We start from the raw sequence: 2,791 nt of genomic DNA on the forward strand, positions 1-2,791 counted from the left end.
CGCTTGCGTCGTAGTTAGATACGGTGTCTTCGCCGAATTTTCTTCCGAAGATGTAGGTGTCGCTGCCGGCTCCTCCTTCTAGGTAGTCGTTGCCGAAACCGCCGTCTAAAATGTCATTGCCTCCATTACCATATACATAATCGTTTCCTTGTCCACCGGAAATAATACTAATACCCTCACCACCTCTGAGATAATCATTACTCCAAGTACCATTCTGTATATTGAGCAAGGTGTCGGCATCTTTTCCTAAAGCTTTCATCCAATCGGTTAGTTTGCCACTTTTTTCACCAGTTCTAATAAAATCTAAAAGCAACGCTCCCGCACCGCCCCAAGATTTGACATGGTTTTCGCCATAAATGACAAATTCAGCCAAATCGATAAAGGCTTTTTCCTGATTTTTAGCAAAGGCCTTCTCAAAGGCTACCTGAACACCGCGAAAATCTAATTCGAAATTGCCGTTTTGCAGTTTAACCGAAATTTCTTTGACATAAGGTTGTAATCTGGTTTGAAATAGCAAGTTTTCATAAACACGTTGCGCTAATTTATCATAAGTTTCGGAAATAACTTTTAAAATATTGTCAGCCTGAGCACTTGTTCCAAAACTCAGTGTGGAAGAATTCGTCCCCGCAAAAGCATCAAGAATCCGTACTTTTTCTTTAGAAGATTCCCATGCAGATTTTTGTTCCTTAGTTAAAGAAACCACCCCATTTTTCAAATCAGCAATTTGGGAAGGCGTAAGCGCAATACCTTGTCCGTTGCCAGACTGGGATGTTACAAAGCCAAAAGTAGGTTGCCGACTAAATTGCGGGTCTGTTTTTGCCCATTCAAGAATCAACTTACCCAATCGTGCCATTTGGGTTTGTTTGGTTTGAGACGAAGAATAAGATGCCAATGCATTTGCCAAATTTCCTGACAATGCAGCAGCCTCACGCAGATCGCGCAACCTGCCAATACCTTGAAGATTTGCCGCCTCCATCTGTTTATCAGTCATTTTAACAGTATCAACGTAACGACTATAAAGTGGATCGGCTTGCAACAACAAATCTCCCATTTGCGCAGTACTGCCGTCGGTTTTGGTGTAGCTGCCGACCTGAGCAAGAATATTGCCGTTACCCAAGTCTTTGTTTATATCCTGATAAGTCAAATTCAGAGATTTGATTTTAAGATCAGCTAATTTAAACAACTCTCCTTCTTGGGTAATGCCATCTTGGTTCAGATCACGCCAAATACGCAATTGTTTGAATACATTATCTTTATTATCAATAATACCGTCTCTGTTACTGTCGTGCTGAACCAACGCAGAAAAACCATGAGCAGCATTGTTGCCGTCTAACCAACGTGTACTGTCACCGAAAAGCTCCGAACCGTTGTCGATCCGGCCATTGCCGTTTTTATCCCAAACCAGCAAACCGTCATCGGCAGAAACCCAACCACCGGCAGTGCGGATGCCGTCATTGTCGTGGTCAAACAGACTACCACCGAACCCGTTAGCAGCAAGGGTTTCAATGCCATCACCATCAAGATCTAAAGCTATTGGGTCGTAAACTCGATATCCATTAGTGCGAAAAGGGGTTAAATTTCGCCATTCATCAAATTCATCCCAACAATCCTCCGCCCATTTGGATCCATACCAACCACCAACGGCTCCCCCAATAGCAGCACCAGCCAAAACAACCCAACCAGCACCTCCTGTCATAGCACCAAATGCTAGCGTAGCCGCAAGCGTTCCTAATTCTGCTCCTGCAAGTGCCCCAGCATATCCGCCTAAAAATGATGAAGACGTACGCCCAACATTGCTAAAATTTCCTGTTTGAATACCCTCTCACGCCAAGCATCGCCCATACTAATAATGCCCATCGCTGCAGTAGCTCGATCAGCAAATGTCGTAACTCGCCCCCCAATAATTTTAGCAGCTGTATTTTCCGCGTTTTTAGTAGCATTAATAGCTTGTCTTGCATACAATTTACTATTTGCTTTATAAGAATTAATTGCTTTTTGCAAATCACTTTGCTGCCTCTTTAATATTTCAAGTTTTTTTGCAAAACTTTTATTATTTTTATTATATTTTCCGGACATTTCATTTAAAACTTTTTGATATTCCCTTTGAGCTTTCGTTGACAACCGCTCGTATAATTTGGCCTCTTGACTGGCAGCTTCCGCTTTAGAAATAAAGGAATTTTTCCTTTCTAAGTTAATCTTATCTAAGCCCGCCCTAAACTCTTCATATGCACTATTCATTGAACCAACAGCACGTGAATAATCTTCATCTTTTAAAAAATCCAACAAATCATTAATTTCCTGCTCTGCCGGTGTCTTTTTAACTGTTTTACAAATCATTTCTTCACCTTTATTAAAATAATAATATAACTATATTATCAGATAAGACCTTAAATTCACATCCAACGCAGCACTTAAAACTGCTCGAAAGGGACTAAAAAGTTAAAACAGAACTTGTACTCTTGCAAGAACAACAGGTGCGATGTTCACCGAAACAACTCTCATCTAAATTCAACTTAGTTGTCAAAAATCATATCCGCTATCCGATGAAAGTAGTAACTGATAATTTCACGAACTTTACGGTAAAGCAGCACTACTTACCCAACAAGTCGACAGTCGAACGAGCGGTTACTTCAAGTACAAAAAACTGAAACAGCATACTTTTGAATATTTCCTAAGCTCCAAAATATTTGGGGCTGTCCTAGATAACTCAGGAGATTCCGTTTAAGTTAGAATTTTCCTTATGAGAAAAAGTCGTCTGAGTCAGTACAAACAAAACAAACTGATTGAGCTA

General features: G+C 40.7%; 1 protein-coding gene and 1 pseudogene. Both read right to left on the reverse strand.

Annotation, left to right across the window (positions count from 1 at the left end; genetic code table 11):
• Positions 1 to 1,696: pseudogene (locus ACLD9W_RS12230) on the reverse strand (hypothetical protein); the annotation flags it as partial.
• A gap of 68 nt (positions 1,697 to 1,764) precedes the next feature.
• Positions 1,765 to 2,337: a hypothetical protein gene (locus tag ACLD9W_RS12235; RefSeq protein WP_410842268.1), complete on the reverse strand. Its 573-nt coding sequence runs from the start codon at positions 2,335 to 2,337 to the stop codon at positions 1,765 to 1,767.
• Positions 2,338 to 2,791 lie beyond the last annotated feature (454 nt).

This window comes from Neisseria sp. WLZKY-1 (genome assembly GCF_046546535.1).
In the GTDB taxonomy this organism is placed as follows: domain Bacteria; phylum Pseudomonadota; class Gammaproteobacteria; order Burkholderiales; family Neisseriaceae; genus Neisseria.